We start from the raw sequence: 15,343 nt of genomic DNA on the forward strand, positions 1-15,343 counted from the left end.
CAGAAGCTCCCTATTTTTATTTGTTTTATGTCACATATGTATTATCGTCTAACAAGATTATTTTTCTTGAAGAAAGACTGTCAACCCCAAGCGATTATGTCCCGAAATTTTGATTAATTTGGGTACAAGTAAGAATTGATCGAAAGTCCTACCGGGCTTTGCTTGGTTGCCTCTTCTTGTCTTCATTTTATATAAATACGGTTGATAGGAAGCTGCTTTCTACGGATGAGACAGAGGTGGGATAGAAGGTTTAGCTTGTTCAATTATCGCTTGCTCTTATAGATTTTCACTGACCGACTTATGCCGATGAATTTCTTCCAATGCATAGAGTTGATCTTTGTAAGAGGCAAACAATTCTTGTTTACGGCTTTCAATCACCAACACTTTTGTCTTTTTATTCAAATAGACGGGCTTAGCTTGCTGATCAATGAGACGATAACAATGCTTTTGATACTGAATGGCATGCTTAGCTTGAATACGACACCAATTAAAGCGTGCGAGAATAGGATCTAAATTCATACCCTTAGCTAGTCTTTCAAAGGCGGTTATGCTAGGCTTAATTGAGAGGGCAATTTGATTATTAAACGTCTCTAAATGGATGGGAGATAGCAATTGGCTTCTTGAATGGTTTGGATATTTGCAAGCTTCATCTCATTGAAAAGACGGTCTTGAAACATACCGAAGAGTCGCTCAATAGGTCCTTTGGTTTGCAGAATTGAAGTGGAACTTAATTGAATACCATGCGTCTGACACGCATATCCAAATTGAGTGGAGGCCTTTTGTTCGATAGCTTCGGACAAAGAGGCCTCTTTGCGTTGTGTCCCTCTTTGATCAAAAATCGATCGATTATCTGTCAAAATTTCATAAGGTATGCCATATTTTGTAAGAAATTGTTGAGTAACTTCAGAATAGCCATTGAGGGTTTCTTGCGTATCAAACGAAGCTCCAACACCCCTTCCCATCGCGTCATCAATAGTAGTGTGAAGATGATAATAGGAAGTATCTCCTTCAAACCACTGGTGTTGTGAAGCATCCATTTGAAGGGGATCGCCAGCATATTTTTTACGTGGACATACCAGGTGAGCCTTTTCAGGAGAAAGAGTAATTACCGTTTGAGAGAGCGCCTTATCCCGTTGAGAGAGTGTTCCTTTGGCTTCAATTTTTTGTTCGAGAGCTTGTCTTGGCTGACGACGTGTTTGTCTTCGCGCTTTAGGAGACACTGTCTGATGTTTTTCATGATATTTGGAAGAGTCGATTCGAAAATTTGAATCTGTTCACACGCCTTTAATTTTTCACAGAAGTGTTTAAAATTGAACCCTTCATAGACAGTTTGGTACAAATGGATAATCTTTTTTCAATTGTTTGACTTATTTTATTAATTGGGGAGTGATTAACATTTCCATGTTGAAAGCCTAATTTAACATAGGTTTTATAGACAGTTAATCGTCGTTTATTGAGCGACGCGATAAACCGAGCTCCACTTGGTCTTTGGCTTTTGATTTTCGGCCCTGTGCAACCGATTGAATGACAGCATATTTTCTTTGCTCGAACATTGTTAATCAAACTTTCATCTAACTACCCCTGAAAGAAGTATAACTCAGAAATGGGACATTTTGATTTGTGTTCTCTTGAGACATTATCATTTACGTTTAACAAAAGAGTCGATTATTTTTAATAAAGTCTTGATTTTTTTGAATGGTCGGGCTATAATAAGGAAAAATTTTATTAGTCTTTAACCGTGTACGAGATACATGAAAGATTTATTTGAATAGTTCATTGGAGAAACTCTCTCTAATGGGATATCCTTTTATGTGCGCAAGAGGTCAGTAACGGTTTTTCGTTACTGACCTCTTTTTTGGTTAAAACTAAGCGAATTCAACTTATGAAAGGAAGTATGAAATGACGCTTACGACCCAAATTGCCAATCAACATTTTAAATCCTGTTTAATGAATGCCGCCGGGGTTCATTGCCAAACAAGAGAAGAGCTAAATGAAATTTTAGACTCTCAAGCTGCTACTTTTGTTACCAAAACAGCTACTAGTCAAGCGAGAAAGGGTAATCCTGAGCCACGCTATGTGGGGAATCTTCACGGTTCAATCAATTCGATGGGCTTACCGAATTTAGGGATTGATTATTATCTAGACTATCTTTCTGAGTTAGATCGTTCAGATCTTTTCTTGTCGGTAACGGGCCTTTCTAAAGAGGAAATCTACCAAGTTTTGCATAAAGTACAAGATGCTTCATTCAATGGCTTGATCGAATTAAACCTGTCCTGCCCAAATGTAGTCGGCAAACCCCAGACAGCCTATGATTTTGAACTCATGCACGAGATTTTGACAGAAGTGTTTAGTTTTGTAAACAAACCACTAGGAGTAAAATTACCTCCTTATTTTGATCTGGTTCACTTTGATCAAGTGGCCGCAATCTTGAATCAATTTCCGCTTTCTTTTGTCAATTCAGTCAATTCAATTGGTAATGGTTTGTGGATTCAAGATCAAACTGTTGCAATCAAACCAAAGCAAGGCTTTGGAGGGATTGGAGGAGCCGCAATTAAAGCAACGGCTCTGGCTAATGTACATGCCTTCTACCAGCGTCTAAATGACTCCATAGCCATTATTGGGACAGGGGGCGTTGCAAGTGGGCGTGATGCTTTTGAACACATTCTTTGTGGAGCTTCAATGGTTCAAGTAGGAACAGCTTTGATGGAAGAAGGACCACAAATTTTTGAGCGATTGAATCAAGAATTAAAGGCTGAAATGACATCTTATGGCTATCAAAAAATAGAAGATTACCGCGGTAAATTACAGTACATGGAGGGATAAAATAATGAGTAATCACAACTTAGTTTTTAAGCATTTTGAATCAACCAAGAAACTAAATTCAGGTATGGTAATGAAACTAATTCATCGAGCCATCGAATTTAAAAACCTTGATCGCTCACTATTACCACAGTATCCAGGACACTTTGTTTGTAATGTTTTTTTGGAAAATTCGACAAGAACGCACCTTTCTTTTGAAATGGCTGAGAAAAAGTTAGGTATGCCGGTTATTGCTTTTGATGCTAAAACATCTTCACTTTCCAAAGGAGAAACCCTCTTAGACACTTTAATTACACTTGAATCTTTAGGGGTAGATACAGTTGTGGTACGTACTCGCGAAGAAAATTACTTCGAGCCGTTGATGAAATCACCGCACTTGAATTTGTCAATTATTAATGGTGGGGATGGGGCCTCTCAGCATCCTACACAGTGTATGCTCGACTTGATGACCATTTATGAAAAATTCCAACGTTTTATTGGTTTGAAAATAGCAATCGTAGGAGACCTCAGTCACTCTCGTGTTGCTCATTCTAACGCTGAAATTTTATCTCGTTTAGGAGCTGAACTATATTTTTCAGGACCAGAAGAGTGGTATGATGAAACCTTTGATCATTTCGGAAGCTATCTACCCATTGATGAATTGATTGGAGAAGTCGATGTCTTAATGCTCTTAAGAGTTCAATTAGAACGCCATGACCAGCCAGATAGTTTCGAAGCGGAAACCTATCATCGTTTATACGGTTTAAATACCGAAAGAGCCAGTCGCATGCAAGACCATGCAATTATTATGCACCCTGCACCGGTCAATCGAGGGGTAGAAATTGCTGATGAATTAGTCATGTCAGAAAGATCTGTAATAGCTGAACAAATGAAAAATGGTGTATTTATGCGTATGTCAATTATTGAAGCAGTTATGAACGGAAAGTAGGGGGGAAAAGATGTTATTAATTAAGAATGTGCGAATGCTAAATCGTCAAGGTGGATTTCAAGCAGTAGAGCTTTTAATTAAAGACCAAAAGATTAACGCGATTGGTCTAGATCTGTTGAATGAATTATCTCATGAAGAGCTTAAAATTTTTGATGGTCAAAACGGTTTAATTACTCCGGGGCTAATTGATTTGCATGTTCATTTTCGTCAGCCTGGTTTCGAAGGAAAAGAAACCATTGAAACCGGCTCAAAAGCAGCGGCTCGAGGCGGTTATACACAAGTTTGTGCAATGCCAAATCTAAATCCAGTTCCAGATAATCTAGCAGATTTTACAGCTTTGATGCAATTAAACGAGCAAGAAGCTTGCATCAAAGTACATCAGTATGCACCGATTTCACTAGAAATTACTTCCGAAAAAGAATTGGTTGATTTTCCTGCTTTAACACAAGCAGGAGCTGTTGCCTTTACCAATGATGGCAAGGGCGTTCAAACAGCTGGTTTAATGCTTCAAGCTATGCAAATGGCTGAGCAATTAGACCGACCAATTGTGGCCCATACTGAAGATAATTCTTTGCTTTTTGGAGGGGTCATGCATAAGGGGAAGGTAAGTGAAAAGTTAGGTTTACCAGGAATATACTCTGCGACTGAATCCAGTCAGATTGCCAGAGATTGTATTTTGGCTAAAGAGGCAAACTGCCACTACCATGTCTGTCACGTTTCAACTAAAGAAAGTGTAGCGGTTATTCGCGCTGCCAAAGCTGAGGGCGTAAAAGTAACTTGTGAAGTTTGTCCCCACCATCTTCTCTTGTGTGATGAAGATATTCCAACTGATGATGGCAATTGGAAGATGAATCCACCATTAAGAAGTCGCGCGGATCAAGCAGCCTTAATTCAAGGTCTACTAGATGGAACGATTGATTGTATAGCAACCGACCACGCTCCGCACATGGCAGAAGAAAAGAATCAGAGTATGCTTAAAGCACCTTTTGGTATTGTGGGATCAGAAACTGCTTTCGCTTTGCTGTATACTTATCTTGTTGAACGAGGAATTTGTAGTTTAGAACAGTTAATCAATTGGATGGCATGGGAACCAGCTAAAATCTTTAATATACCAGCTTCCGATCTTACTGTGGGGTCTATTGCTGACCTAGCTATTTTCGACATTGACCATGAATATCCAATCGATCCAAAGGAATTTGCTTCTAAATCGACCAATACACCCTTTGTAGGTTGGCAAGTTAAAGGTAAAACCTTAGCAACTATTTATCAGGGCCATCTTGTTTATCAGGCGTAAGAATATCTCATGAATTTTTGCTAGAGGCTAATGGCTATTCTTTAGAATGGAAATAAAATAAAGACAGGCTCTTTTGTTTGTGCTAAACTGAACATGAAGTTTTTAATAAATAGAGGAGTTTTATCAGTGAAATCAATAGATAGTTTGACCCTAGACGATCTAATCGAATGGCTAGCTCAAAGAGGAGAAAAGCCATACCGGGCAGATCAAATCTGGCAATGGCTTTACCGTCACCATGTGGCGTCCTACGAAGAGATGACTAATATCCCCAAAACGATTTTAGAACCTTTATCCGAGGAATTTATTTTTTCTCCCTTAAGGGCAAAAATTGTACAGAAAGCCCAAGATAAAACCACTAAATTTTTGTTTGAATTACAAGATAAATCAATGATTGAGACGGTTTTAATGTATCATCATTATGGTATTTCAGTGTGTGTCACAACGCAAATTGGCTGTAATATTGGCTGTAAGTTCTGTGCTTCGGGTTTGATACCCAAAGTAAGAGATCTAGAAACAGGTGAGATAGTCGCTCAAATCATGTACGTTCAACGACACTTGGACCAATTAGGTCAAGGAGAAAAGGTTTCGCATATTGTGGTTATGGGTATAGGTGAGCCTTTTGATAACTATGATAACGTGATGAAATTCTTAAGAATTGTGAATTCAGATAAGGGACTAGCTATTGGGGCACGTCATATTACTGTCTCAACTTCTGGCTTAGCACCAAAAATTCGTGAATTTGCTGATGAAGGTTTACAAGTCAATCTAGCAGTTTCCCTCCATGCCCCTAACAATGAGACTCGTTCTTCGATTATGAAGATTAACCGAGAATATCCCATTGAAGAATTATTTGATGCTATTTATGAATATATTGAAAAAACCAATCGCCGGGTAACTTTCGAATACATTATGATTGATGGTGTCAATGATACACCTCAACATGCTAAAGAATTGGCAAATCTGTTGAAACCGATGCTGAAATTAGCTTATGTTAATTTGATTCCTTATAATCCGGTTGCAGAAAATTCTTTCCGGCGTTCTAAGGCTGAAAATATTGCGCAATTCTTTGATATTTTAATGAAAAACAAGGTTAATTGTGTTGTTCGTAAAGAACACGGAACAGAAATCGAAGCGGCTTGTGGGCAGTTACGGTCTCAATACGAACGTCAAAGAAGAGCTAAAACTGCTAAAAAGACTAAAGAAGAAATCCGTCAATTTTCACAAGCACGTAAAGCTGCAAAGGCAAATGAGTCTAATAATCAATGATAAAGTAATCTTAAAGCGATTAAAATAAGCCCTCAAAAACGAAGATCTTTGGTCGTGTTTTTAAGGGCTTTTACTTTTAATATTAAAAGTTCCGGAGATGTCTATCACATTCTTAAGAAAGTATGATATAATTTCCTAGATAGTCCATATAAAGGAGGGCAACTATGTATAACGCTTTAATGATTTCATTAATTGTAGTATCTATTTTGATTATTTTATTAGTTATTATGCAACCATCTAAGAGTAATGCTGCTTCAACTTTAACAGGTGGAGGAGACGATGGCTCTGTTAAATCAAAAGCACGTGGCTTTGAAGCCTTTTTAATTCGTGCTACAACCGTTTTAGGCGTGCTGTTCTTTGTCATTGCCTTAGCTTTAGCTTACTTATCGGCTAAATAATCGTTAAAGATTTTGAATAGACGCACATGTCGGCTCATTAGGCCACATGTGCGTATTTATTTAGAAACAGAGGAATTTCTTTAGTTTCCAACAAGGTTTAGATACAATGATAATAAGAGGTTAGGAGTGAAAAGTGTGATGAATGTTCCATTTGATAAGGCGGTTTATTTAGAAGGTCAAGATAAGAAGGTAGGGATCCTACTCTTCCACGCTTATACGGGATCAACACGTGATATGAACCTATTAGGAAGGCTATTGAATCGCCAAGGCTATAACGTATTAGTGCCACAATTTAGTGGTCATGATACACAAGACATCAAATCAGTTTTGGATTTTTCTCCAAATATTTGGCGTCAAGAAGCCAATGATGCTTATCATTGGATGCTAGGACAAAAATTTGAGCACCTTTTAGTCTTTGGTCTTTCATTAGGTGGAGTTATGGCTACAGATATTATTTCTCAGAAAGATTTTCAAGGAAGTGGTGGAGGAATCTTTAATGCGCCGGTTATGACTGAGGAACCGATCAATATTTCCAACTCATTTATGCATTTAGGTAAATTTTTGGCCAGTCAACGACATGATACAGAGACATTTGTGGAAGAGTTTGATGATATATTGGCAGGCCATTGGCAACAAATGAAAGAATTAGAAGAAATTAAAGAAGAAATCGCTTCACAGTTGGTGAATGTTAAGGTGCCTTTTTATATCGCTCAATCAGGCCAAGATGAATTAATTGAGCCAGATGATTCTTATTTATTACAAGATCATTTGGTAAATGCACGCATTGATTTTCATTATTTCCCACATAATACACATTCCATTCCTACAAACCGTGATCGTAAGGCTTTTGAAAAATCAGTTTTAGATTTCATCAAGCAAGTGACCCAACCCTTTTAGGGTGAGAGAGGAGAATAAATTTGAGTTTATCTAGACTAGAAAAAGACATTATTGTTTTTTTACAAGGGAATAAAGAGGATTCCTTTTCGGTGGAACAGCTTTCCCAACATTTTAATTATCGCGGAACCAAAAATTATAAAAAATTAATTAAAGCTTTAGCCTTTTTGGAAAGAATTGGCGAAATTCAATTAACATCTGAGGGCCATTTTAAAGCTTTTTCTTCAAACGAAGAAGTTATAGGAGTATACAGAGCGAATGAAAAAGGCTTTGGCTTTGTATCTCATGAAGAAGGTGAAAGTGATTTCTTCGTGCCTAGAGGTAAAAACGGAGGAGCCATGGAAGGAGACACAGTCCGTGTTCGAATCGTTAAACATGTTAATCCTACAACAGGCAAAGGTTCGGAAGCTCAAGTGCTTGAAGTAATAGACCGTAAAGTTAGTCAGTTAGTTGGCGAGTTTTATGGTTTTAATCAAGAAGAACGTGAAACCACAGGCTATGTAGGATACATTAAGCCTCAAGGCGAATTTCCAGATGAGACTAAAATTTTCATTCGTCCAGATGGTATTCATCCAGCTAATCACACTATTTGTATTGTAGAAATCGCTGAATACCCAGATAGCCATAAGCCCAATGAAATGGTAGGCCTTGTGACTAAAGAAATTGGCCATAAAGACGCTCCAGGTGTTGATATACTAGCCGTTCTCTTCCAATTTGGTATTCCGCACGAATTTCCAAAAGAGGTGGTCAAAGAATCTGAAGCCGTAGAGCAAACAATTAAATCTGAAGAAATCCAAGGACGTAAGGATTTACGTGATCAATTAATCATTACAATTGATGGAGCAGATGCCAAGGATTTAGATGATGCCATCAGTTTAGAAAAAATTTCGGATAAAGAGTACCAATTAGGTGTCCATATTGCCGATGTATCGCATTATGTAAGACCAGACACTGCTATTGATCGCGAAGCTTATGAGCGAGGAACATCTGTTTATTTGACAGATCGCGTGGTCCCTATGTTACCGCAAAGATTGTCTAACGGTATTTGTTCTTTGAATCCTCATGAGGATCGCTTAAGTCTAACTTGTGAGATGGTGATTAATAATCAAGGGCAAGTAATTAAGCATCGCATTTTCAAATCAGTCATTCATTCATCCTATCGGATGACCTATTCAGATGTGAATGCTATTTTAGATGGTGATCCAACTTTAAGACAAGATTATCAAGAAATTGTTCCTATGTTGGAGGACATGGCTGAGTTACATGATATTCTCTATCAGATGCGTCGACATAGAGGAGCACTCGATTTTGATGCGCCTGAAGCCAAGATTTTGGTAGACGAAAAAGGACACCCGACAGAGATTGTTTTACGTGAGAGGTTTACTAGTGAACGCTTAATTGAATCCTTTATGCTAGCTGCTAATGAAACGGTGGCCAAAGATTATTTAGCTAAGCAGCTACCCTTTATCTATCGAATTCATGAGCAGCCAGACTCTAATAAAATAGACCGTTTTGCGGAATTCATCTCAAGTTTTGGGGTCATTCTTAGGGGAAATACTGAAGATATGGCACCGAGGGCCTTGCAAGAGGCGCTTAAACAGGTCAAGGGTGAAGATTACGAACAAGCTGTTTCAACTATGATGCTAAGGTCGATGCAACAAGCCAAGTATTCAGATGAAGCAGCAGGTCACTTTGGTTTAGCAGCAGAAGACTATACACATTTCACTTCGCCAATACGCCGTTATCCTGATTTGATTGTTCACCGTCTAATTAGTCAATATTTATTAGGCAATCCTTCAAATAAGGAGATTTCTAAGTTAGAAGATCAACTGCCAGCTATAGCGACTCATGCTTCTAAAATGGAGCGCCGGGCGGTTGATGCAGAAAGAGAAACTGATGCTCTCAAGAAGGCTGAGTATATGATGGATAAAGTTGGAGAAAGTTTCTGGGGAACTATTTCATCGGTTACCTCTTTTGGAATTTTTGTAGCGCTTCCCAATACAGTAGAAGGACTTGTCTCTATTCAAAATTTAGATGATGACTATTATCATTTTAATCCAGAACACATGCTGTTGATTGGTGAGCGGACACATAAAATCTTTAGAATCGGGCAAAGGGTTAAAATAGAGGTTGGTAATGTCAGTATCGAAGATCGACAAATTGATTTTAAGCTAATTGAAGCAGAAGCAGTAGAAGGTATCGATCCAAAAATCATTCAATCTTCAAAAAAAAATAAGAAAAAGAATAAATCGAACAGACAAAACAAATTAAATAAAGCGAATCCTAAAATGGGTAAAAATTTAGCAGGTAAAAAAATTTCTGCTAAGGGAAACTTTAAGAAAGCAAAAAGAACTAAGAAAAAGAAATACTAGGAGTCCATCAGATGCTAGTAGGTGATGTAAAATAGACTCCTAGCACTAGCAAGGAGATTTTATGGCAAATAATAAAGCAGTACACGATAAACCACTGGCCCAAAATCGAAAGGCCAGACATGATTATGAGATTATTGATACTTATGAAGCGGGTTTAGTCCTCAAAGGAACAGAAATTAAATCCATTCGAGCAGGAAAAATAAATATTCAAGATGGCTTTATTTCAATCTATGGGGGCCAAGCCTGGGTAAAGAATGTTCATATAAGTCCTTATGACCATGGTAATTTATTTAATCATGATCCTTTAAGAGATCGAAAGTTATTATTACACCATAAGGAAATAGTGGATATGGACCAAGCAACGCGTCAGAAGGGAATGACCATTGTTCCCCTAAAGGTTTATTTAGTTAGGGGTCGAGCTAAGCTATTAATAGGAGTTGCACGTGGTAAACATCACTATGATAAGCGACAGGCGCTCAAAGAACAACAAGCTAAGCGAGATATTGATCGGGCTCTCAAAGTAAGATAAATTAAAACAGCAAGCACTCTGGAGGATTTGAGAATGCTTGCTGTTTCTTCGTTAACTGGCCTTAGAATCCTGATAAAGATTCCCATGCCATTGGAGGAGGTAATTTAGTTGAGGTAAGTCTTGTTTCTTTTCGAATGACTCACCAGAAGAAAGCCTTGAGTCGAAAATTAATTCGTCCCTAGAACTTAAAACCTTACTTGTTCCTGAATTAAATTCAATCTGAAACTCTTTTTCAATGGTTCCTACCCATTGCGATTCTTTTTGTTTAGTAAGTTGTTTGTTTAGCCGATAGCCTTGCGAACTGAGGAATATTTGACTAGCATCAAAAGAGCTTTCCTTAGAAGAATTAGGAAAAAGAGTCACTTGGCCATTAGCTAACCATTCGCCATCAGCTTCTATTATTGAAAAGCTTGACTCAAAATTGGATGGATATTCTATAAAAATAAGCGTTTTATAGAGTAAAAGTAAAGACTCAATGTCTAAAGTATCAACTTCGATTAAGTTGACTGTTTGAATTAAGGAATCACTTGTAAACAGGCCCAAGTCATTTAAGCTTTCTTTTTGTAGAAGTTGGCATTCTCTTTGAATAGATTCTTCTATGCTTTTTGTCCATTGGTCTTGGAGAACAGGACGCAGGTTAAAATCTGTTAAAAGAGTTTGAATTTGTAATTGGTAATAATTATTTGACTGGTGGATTCTTTGTCTTTGGAGAGCATTAAGTTGAATGACTCCTAAGTATATAACTTGGCTTAACATCATAAAACATAATACCATTGGTAGGATAAGCCCTTTTTTATGTTTCATCAAAATCTTCCGTTCTTATGTAATCAGTATGAAAGGTATGTGAGAAGATTTGACCATTGGTTAGCTCCACGGAGATTGTTATAAAAGGTTTTTCGGAATTTAGATGCCAAGATTTTACTTGAAAGAGGTAAGGGTGATGTCCGGGTCTGCGATAAATCTTTTGATTTCTTAAAATGACTGCGCTCTGTTCATAGTAATCCTCTTTGAGACAAAGATTTATTTCTTGTTCAGAGACACCTATAATTAAAAAATGATCAAATTCACTTTCCATCATCAGTGTGAAGTGCTGCCAATCTAGCGAACGATCTTGCCGCATATTTTCATCTAATTTGCGGTAATGTGAAACACTTATCATGAGAGTGTTCATTATTAAAGCAACAATAGAGAGTGTAATAAGGCACTCAATTAAAGTGAAGGCCCATTTTGACTGTTTATAAGGTTTGAATAGCTTGAATTTCAATCTGATAGGCACTCCCTCTCTTAAACTCTATTTGACAGGAATTAGTGTCGCATGAAAAATCATCAACCTCGACTGAAAATAATAATTGGTAACTTTCCATTGTAGATTGAATAAGTGTCTCTTTTTTTATTGAATCTAAATCAGAAAGTTGAATGTCCGCCAGTTGATAAAATAATTGCCATTCATTATTTTCTGATTTTAATTGTTTAAAAGTCCTTAATTCTTGGTTAAAACTGGGTAAATAAAAGCTCAAAATCCAAGACAAGATCAATAAACCTACTAATGCTTCAATTAGACTACTTCCCTTTTTGCTCCTTAAAAACAAATTGACCACTTCCTAGTTGAAAAACAAGCTCAAAATTATCGCCTTCTGCATTTTCAAAGTAAACAGTTTCAAAATCATTAATACGACCACTACTTAAGTAATAAAAAGAAAAAGAACTAAGTAAATTTAAATGTTTAGGGAGTTTGAGTTGACTAAAATTTTTGCGGGATTCTACTTGCCAGAAGTAGACTACTCCTCTTTTACTAAAGACAATCTGAACTGGATCTTGATCAATAATTGCTTTATCTTGAGCTAAATGTAGCTGACTCTTCAGTTGGTCTTTAAAAACTTTTGTCTGATAATCAGCTTTTAATTGTTGATAGGGTAAAGCAATTAGCAAAATCATCAATATACTAAAAATTGAAAGTACGCACAAAGCTTCGATTAGGGTAAAGGCTGATTGATTTTTTGATTTCATTAAGGGGTCAGTATTTGACTGAGGACTTCAGCTTCAATTCTCTCAGTCGCTTCGTCTGCTTGCTTTTGAGTGAGGTAACCTTCAGCAACCAAAGTTTCTAAGCTTAAAGGCTCTTGGGTATCCTCTACTAGATAATAGGCATCCGCTTGAGTTTCAACAATCTCTGTGATATTTTCAACTGCTTGTTGGTCAATACGATCTTTTTGGCCAGAAACATTGGGAATAATAATAGCCATTAATAGTGAAACAATAATAAGAACAATTAGCATTTCGATAAGTGTGAACGCTCTTTTAGACTTTAATATTTGACAAGACTTGACTTTTCTGATGGTTCTTTCTTTCATAATAGCTCCTTTTCATATCTCCATGGTTAACATCGGCAACATTAGAACAAGGTACATGGCCATTACAATAATAGCGATAATTAAAAACAGTATGGGTTGCACTAAAGTGAGCTTCTTATTAAGATCTTCGATCACCTCCTCAAATATTTTTTTAGCATAAAGCTTACATTTTTGACCGGTCTGACTGGTTAGTTCACCCTGATATATGACTAAACTAAGTGTTTTAGTGAAAATACCCATGTTTTCTAATGAATCGCTCAACTCGCTCCCAGCCAAAAATTGTTGCTGCAGATAATCAGCTATTTCACTGATTAAGGGATCAATGGGATATGAGATTAAAAGATCTAGTGTCTCTTGCATGGAAAAGCCAGCTGCGTAAAAATATGAAAGTTCATCAGCTAGACGATAGGATACATATTTCCTAATTAGCTTTCCAAAGAGAGGTATCTTAACTAAGTGTTGAAATCTGTTAATAACAGGGAGTCTTAATAAATAAAAATCAATAGCTAAGTAAATAATTAAAATGACTGCTAAAAAGCTGATGCTAATTTGTGGAAGAAAGGTAAAGAGAATGAGTAAATAACGAGCTAATAAATGAGTTTTTAAAATTTCTTGATCGATGAAGGATAAAATATGTGGAAGCATCCAATGTCTCATTGCAAACAATAAGCAGGAGAGAAAAAGCATTAAAAAACAGGGATAGATAAGTGTTTTTATTAATTTTTTTTGATAGCTTCTAATCTTTTTTAAATGGTTTACAATTTCAAAAAGCGCTTGAATAAATCGGCCTTGTCTTTGAGCAAAAAATAATTGAGCGGCAATTCGGTTTGAATACCCATAATTTAAAAGAACTTGATCAAAGCTTTGTCCTACATTTAATTTTTCCAGCATTTGATTAATAATTAAAATTCTTTTAGGTAATAGTATTTTCATAAATTGCAGACTTTGATAAATTGAGAAACCTTCATCAAGCATTTCAGCTAAAACCTGTAAAAAATATATTTTTTCCTCTTGATTAAAGAGCAATTTTTCTTTATTAAAGAACTTCAAAGTGTTCATACTCTTTTTTAGTGATGTATCCATAGGCCCATGCCTTTCTTAGTTGGTGATTAAGGGGCGAGAAGTTTAAAGGTAAATTAAAATGATTCAAATATTCTTTCAATTGTTGGCCATCTAATATTTCGAACAAAGCGGCTCGGTGAAATTTTTTAGGAATATGATTGCAGGATACTTGAACACTACTTTTACAAAAAGGACAAAAGCGAGGCACTAGTCTTTGTGAGATGACACCAATGAGAGATTGTTTTAATTGTTGCTCACTAATGGTTAACTCTTTAAGACGCGCAATCACTCCGAAAGTATCTTTAGCATGGATCGTTGCAATCATCAAATGCCCGGTTAATGCACCTCTTAAAGTCATACGCGCCGTCTCCTCATCCCGAATTTCTCCAATAAAAAGAATATCGGGATGATGTCTGAGTGATGATTTAATCAGCAGGTCATAAGAAATACCTATTTTTTCATTTACCTGCGTTTGTAAAAAAGAAGCTTCTTTGATTTCTACAGGGTCCTCCATAGTAATAATTTGTAACTTTTCTTCATTCATTCTTTCTCTTAAAAGTTGATAGATCGTCGTGGTTTTACCTGAATTGACTGGGCCAGAAATTAAAATCATCCCTGATTTTCTTCTAATTAATTTCCGAATGCGGTCAATTTGATTGGGAAAGTAGCTGTTGATTTGTTGAAAATTATGAATTTTACTAAAAATCACTCGAACCACTAAGGACTCTATGAGGTTGACGTTAGTAATAGTGGACAATCTTAATTCAATCGTTTGTTCTTCTGAGATCTTAAACGGACAAGCACCTGATTGGGGCCGTCTTTTTTCACCGACATCCATATTGGCTAAAAATTTATAATGAGCGATTATTTTTCTTCCTAGACTTAAAGGGACATTTTTGTGGAAGTGGAGTTGACCATTGACTCGAAAGAAGATTTGATAGTTATCAATTATTGGCATGAAATGAATATCGGAAGCCAACAAACTGATGGCCTCGTTAATCAATGATTTAGAAAGTTCTTCGATCATCAACTCACCCTTTTGATTAGTCTAATGATAAATACAAGATAAAGGTTAAAAGGGTGCTTATATTTTTTCTCAAATAAGCGTCTCAGTGTCTAACTATACCTATATATGAAAGTATGATAGAATAAATTGACAACGAGTGTTTAGCTCACCCACCAGTTGAAATAAAAAATAATAAAGGAGTTTTATTACATGATTTTTAAAGTAATGTACCAAGAAAGTAAAGATCAAGTTCCAACAAGAGAAAGGACACTTTCCCTTTATCTTGAAGCAGAAAATCGCGTAGAAGCGATTGAAAAAGTGACTCAAAATACATCTTACAACATCCAATATGTCCAAGCCTTAGATGAGGCGCATTTGGCATATGAAAAAGAACAAGCAGGCTTTAAGTTGGTGGAGTTCTAA

The 15,343-nt window shown here is 36.6% G+C and carries 18 protein-coding genes and 1 pseudogene; 9 read left to right on the forward strand and 10 right to left on the reverse strand.

Going from position 1 to position 15,343, the window contains the following annotated elements; genetic code table 11:
- Window positions 1–276: 276 nt before the first annotated feature.
- Entirely contained in the window at window positions 277–612 is a 336-nt protein-coding gene (locus ACQV2P_RS06725; RefSeq protein ID WP_428894798.1) for a hypothetical protein, read from the reverse strand.
- On the reverse strand, window positions 591–1,220 hold the full coding sequence (locus tag ACQV2P_RS06730; RefSeq protein WP_428875312.1) for a hypothetical protein: 630 nt from the start codon (window positions 1,218–1,220) through the stop codon (window positions 591–593). Before ACQV2P_RS06730 ends, ACQV2P_RS06725 begins: the two co-directional genes overlap by 22 nt.
- Before the next feature lie 679 nt (window positions 1,221–1,899).
- Between ACQV2P_RS06730 and ACQV2P_RS06735 the strand changes: the two genes are divergently transcribed.
- From ACQV2P_RS06735 to smpB, 8 genes are all read left to right on the forward strand, one after another.
- A complete protein-coding gene (locus tag ACQV2P_RS06735; protein WP_428874263.1) occupies window positions 1,900–2,823 on the forward strand; it encodes a dihydroorotate oxidase in 924 nt (307 codons plus the stop codon).
- A gap of 4 nt (window positions 2,824–2,827) precedes the next feature.
- Window positions 2,828–3,748 (forward strand): aspartate carbamoyltransferase catalytic subunit, encoded by a 921-nt coding sequence (locus ACQV2P_RS06740; protein ID WP_428874264.1) that lies wholly within the window; start codon window positions 2,828–2,830, stop codon window positions 3,746–3,748.
- Between the two features lie 10 nt (window positions 3,749–3,758).
- Window positions 3,759–5,042, forward strand: a complete 1,284-nt coding sequence (locus tag ACQV2P_RS06745; RefSeq protein ID WP_428874265.1) for a dihydroorotase — start codon at window positions 3,759–3,761, stop codon at window positions 5,040–5,042.
- A gap of 126 nt (window positions 5,043–5,168) precedes the next feature.
- Window positions 5,169–6,308 carry a 23S rRNA (adenine(2503)-C(2))-methyltransferase RlmN gene (rlmN, locus tag ACQV2P_RS06750; RefSeq protein ID WP_428874266.1) on the forward strand — a complete coding sequence of 380 codons (1,140 nt, stop codon included), beginning with the start codon at window positions 5,169–5,171 and terminating at the stop codon, window positions 6,306–6,308.
- Window positions 6,309–6,472: 164 nt separating this feature from the next.
- Window positions 6,473–6,706, forward strand: a complete 234-nt coding sequence (gene secG / locus ACQV2P_RS06755; RefSeq protein WP_090290184.1) for a preprotein translocase subunit SecG — start codon at window positions 6,473–6,475, stop codon at window positions 6,704–6,706.
- A 126-nt stretch (window positions 6,707–6,832) separates the two neighbouring features.
- Window positions 6,833–7,603 (forward strand): alpha/beta hydrolase, encoded by a 771-nt coding sequence (locus tag ACQV2P_RS06760; RefSeq protein WP_428874267.1) that lies wholly within the window; start codon window positions 6,833–6,835, stop codon window positions 7,601–7,603.
- 20 nt (window positions 7,604–7,623) lie between these two features.
- The gene (gene rnr / locus ACQV2P_RS06765; RefSeq protein ID WP_428874268.1) at window positions 7,624–9,972 is read left to right on the forward strand and encodes a ribonuclease R; all 2,349 of its coding nucleotides are present in this window, start codon (window positions 7,624–7,626) and stop codon (window positions 9,970–9,972) included.
- A 61-nt stretch (window positions 9,973–10,033) separates the two neighbouring features.
- Entirely contained in the window at window positions 10,034–10,501 is a 468-nt protein-coding gene (gene smpB, locus ACQV2P_RS06770) for an SsrA-binding protein SmpB (RefSeq protein WP_428874269.1), read from the forward strand.
- A 51-nt stretch (window positions 10,502–10,552) separates the two neighbouring features.
- Here the strand turns inward: smpB and ACQV2P_RS06775 are convergent, their stop codons facing one another.
- From ACQV2P_RS06775 to comGA, 8 genes and pseudogenes are all read right to left on the reverse strand, one after another.
- Window positions 10,553–11,305 carry a hypothetical protein gene (locus tag ACQV2P_RS06775; RefSeq protein WP_428874270.1) on the reverse strand — a complete coding sequence of 251 codons (753 nt, stop codon included), beginning with the start codon at window positions 11,303–11,305 and terminating at the stop codon, window positions 10,553–10,555.
- Entirely contained in the window at window positions 11,295–11,660 is a 366-nt protein-coding gene (locus ACQV2P_RS06780; RefSeq protein WP_428894801.1) for a competence type IV pilus minor pilin ComGF, read from the reverse strand. Before ACQV2P_RS06780 ends, ACQV2P_RS06775 begins: the two co-directional genes overlap by 11 nt.
- Window positions 11,661–11,669: 9 nt before the next feature.
- A pseudogene (locus ACQV2P_RS06785) lies at window positions 11,670–11,777 on the reverse strand (prepilin-type N-terminal cleavage/methylation domain-containing protein); the annotation flags it as partial.
- A complete protein-coding gene (locus tag ACQV2P_RS06790; RefSeq protein WP_428875306.1) occupies window positions 11,737–12,030 on the reverse strand; it encodes a hypothetical protein in 294 nt (97 codons plus the stop codon). The pseudogene ACQV2P_RS06785 and the gene ACQV2P_RS06790, both read right to left, overlap by 41 nt.
- A gap of 31 nt (window positions 12,031–12,061) precedes the next feature.
- Window positions 12,062–12,508, reverse strand: coding sequence for a competence type IV pilus minor pilin ComGD (gene comGD / locus ACQV2P_RS06795; protein WP_428894799.1), 447 nt, complete (start codon window positions 12,506–12,508; stop codon window positions 12,062–12,064).
- Entirely contained in the window at window positions 12,508–12,852 is a 345-nt protein-coding gene (comGC, locus tag ACQV2P_RS06800) for a competence type IV pilus major pilin ComGC (RefSeq protein WP_428874273.1), read from the reverse strand. The genes comGD and comGC overlap by 1 nt, the downstream gene beginning before the upstream one ends.
- A gap of 12 nt (window positions 12,853–12,864) precedes the next feature.
- Window positions 12,865–13,911, reverse strand: a complete 1,047-nt coding sequence (comGB, locus tag ACQV2P_RS06805) for a competence type IV pilus assembly protein ComGB (RefSeq protein WP_428874275.1) — start codon at window positions 13,909–13,911, stop codon at window positions 12,865–12,867.
- Window positions 13,889–14,941, reverse strand: coding sequence for a competence type IV pilus ATPase ComGA (gene comGA / locus ACQV2P_RS06810; protein ID WP_428874277.1), 1,053 nt, complete (start codon window positions 14,939–14,941; stop codon window positions 13,889–13,891). Before comGA ends, comGB begins: the two co-directional genes overlap by 23 nt.
- 189 nt (window positions 14,942–15,130) lie before the next feature.
- Between comGA and ACQV2P_RS06815 the strand changes: the two genes are divergently transcribed.
- Window positions 15,131–15,343, forward strand: a complete 213-nt coding sequence (locus ACQV2P_RS06815; protein ID WP_428874278.1) for a DNA-directed RNA polymerase subunit epsilon — start codon at window positions 15,131–15,133, stop codon at window positions 15,341–15,343.

It is taken from the genome of Facklamia sp. P12932, assembly GCF_050409545.1.
GTDB lineage: Bacteria > Bacillota > Bacilli > Lactobacillales > Aerococcaceae > Facklamia.

What these genes read in the sequence shown, in the direction of transcription:
- comGA (WP_428874277.1), bottom strand. Translation starts at nt 14,941, where the DNA reads ATGATCGAAGAACTTTCTAAATCATTGATTAACGAGGCCATCAGTTTG.
- comGD (WP_428894799.1), bottom strand. Translation starts at nt 12,508, where the DNA reads ATGAAATCAAAAAATCAATCAGCCTTTACCCTAATCGAAGCTTTGTGC.
- secG (WP_090290184.1), top strand. Translation starts at nt 6,473, where the DNA reads ATGTATAACGCTTTAATGATTTCATTAATTGTAGTATCTATTTTGATT.
- ACQV2P_RS06745 (WP_428874265.1), top strand. Translation starts at nt 3,759, where the DNA reads ATGTTATTAATTAAGAATGTGCGAATGCTAAATCGTCAAGGTGGATTT.
- smpB (WP_428874269.1), top strand. Translation starts at nt 10,034, where the DNA reads ATGGCAAATAATAAAGCAGTACACGATAAACCACTGGCCCAAAATCGA.
- ACQV2P_RS06775 (WP_428874270.1), bottom strand. Translation starts at nt 11,305, where the DNA reads ATGAAACATAAAAAAGGGCTTATCCTACCAATGGTATTATGTTTTATG.
- ACQV2P_RS06740 (WP_428874264.1), top strand. Translation starts at nt 2,828, where the DNA reads ATGAGTAATCACAACTTAGTTTTTAAGCATTTTGAATCAACCAAGAAA.
- ACQV2P_RS06815 (WP_428874278.1), top strand. Translation starts at nt 15,131, where the DNA reads ATGATTTTTAAAGTAATGTACCAAGAAAGTAAAGATCAAGTTCCAACA.
- comGB (WP_428874275.1), bottom strand. Translation starts at nt 13,911, where the DNA reads ATGAACACTTTGAAGTTCTTTAATAAAGAAAAATTGCTCTTTAATCAA.
- ACQV2P_RS06735 (WP_428874263.1), top strand. Translation starts at nt 1,900, where the DNA reads ATGACGCTTACGACCCAAATTGCCAATCAACATTTTAAATCCTGTTTA.
- comGC (WP_428874273.1), bottom strand. Translation starts at nt 12,852, where the DNA reads ATGAAAGAAAGAACCATCAGAAAAGTCAAGTCTTGTCAAATATTAAAG.
- ACQV2P_RS06780 (WP_428894801.1), bottom strand. Translation starts at nt 11,660, where the DNA reads ATGATAAGTGTTTCACATTACCGCAAATTAGATGAAAATATGCGGCAA.